General features: G+C 40.6%; 1 protein-coding gene. It reads right to left on the reverse strand.

All coding sequences use genetic code 11. From position 1 onward, the window contains the following. Positions 1 to 1,415: GTP-binding protein (locus DYY66_RS06565; protein WP_166287306.1), on the reverse strand; the 1,415-nt coding region annotated here is incomplete at both ends.

Below are 1,415 nucleotides of genomic sequence, written 5' to 3' on the forward strand. Positions count from 1 at the left end.
CCTGCACCACCTCGAATTGTTTCCCTATAGTTGATCAATGGCTGCGATGTGACAATGTCCACCTTGGCATCTGCAATTAATGCAGTTGCAATTTCAAGGTGTAACACACCCATGCCAGCAATTACGGTCTCACCTGATTCTTCGTTGATTTTTACAACCAGGTTAGGGTCTTCTATTGTAATACGGTTTAATGCTTCAACTAGTTTTGGCAAGTCTTTTGGATGTTTTGGTTCTACTGCAATTTGTACGACAGGTTCTGACACATACTGGATTCCTTCAAATGCATTTACAGTAGATACAGAGGACAAGGTCTGACCTGCTCTTGCATGTTCTAGTCCAAGCAAAGCTGGAATGTTTCCTGCTGCAAGCTCTCCTACCATCTCTCTTTGGTTACCCATGAAAAAGTTGACAGACTGGACTCTGCCTTCTCGTTTAGAGTCAATCAGGTGTATTCTATCACCGTCTTTTATCTTTCCAGAAAATAATCTTCCAATTGCGACAGGACCAGCTGCAGGATCTACTGTCATGTTTACAATCATCATAACAGCAGGGCCGTTATCATCACAGTTCAAAAGTGCTTTACCAATATCTGATTCTAAATCGCCTTTCCAAATCTTTGGGATTCTGTATTTTTGTGCAACATCAGGAGATGGGTGATGTTTTACAACCATTCCAAGTACTGCGTCATACAATGGAGCTTTTTCTGCCAGTTTCTTGATATCGCCACCCTCAGAATATGCTTCGTAGATATCTTTGAATGAAATTCCTTTTTTCTTCATTACGTCTGCGTTAAATCCCCACTTGTCCTTTGCAGAACCAAATGAGACACTACCGTCCTGAATGCTTACCTTCCATTTTTCCTTGTATTCAGGCTCTGCGTAAATATCGATTAGTCTGTTAAAGTTTGTAATAATTTCAAGTAACCATTCTTGCATCTTCTCCGGAGGCAATCTTAGCTCCTTGATTAGACGGTCAATCTTGTTAATGTAAAGAACAGGTCGTACTCTTTCTTCTAATGCTTGACGTGTTACAGTCTCAGTCTGTGTCATGATACCTTCAACAGAATCTGACACCACAACTGCACCGTCAATTGCTCTAAGACTTCTTGTGACTCTACCTGTAAAGTCAATGTGTCCTGGAGTGTCTATCATGTTGATGACATATTCTTCTCCATTTTGTTCATAAAGCAAAGTAACGTTTGCTTGAACAATTGTCATCTGTCTGTCTTGTTCAAGTTTCATGGAATCAAGTGCAAGAGCTTGGCCTGCAACAGATGGACTTATGATACCACTTGAAGCCAAAAGACTGTCACTCATTGTAGTCTTGCCGTGGTCTACATGTGCAATGACTCCAAAGTTGCGAATATTCTTCTTGTTACCAATAATGCTCAAAATCTGATCTGTTGCCTTGAATTT

It is taken from the genome of Candidatus Nitrosotalea sp. FS (assembly GCF_011319475.1).
Classification (GTDB): Archaea; Thermoproteota; Nitrososphaeria; order Nitrososphaerales; family Nitrosopumilaceae; genus Nitrosotalea.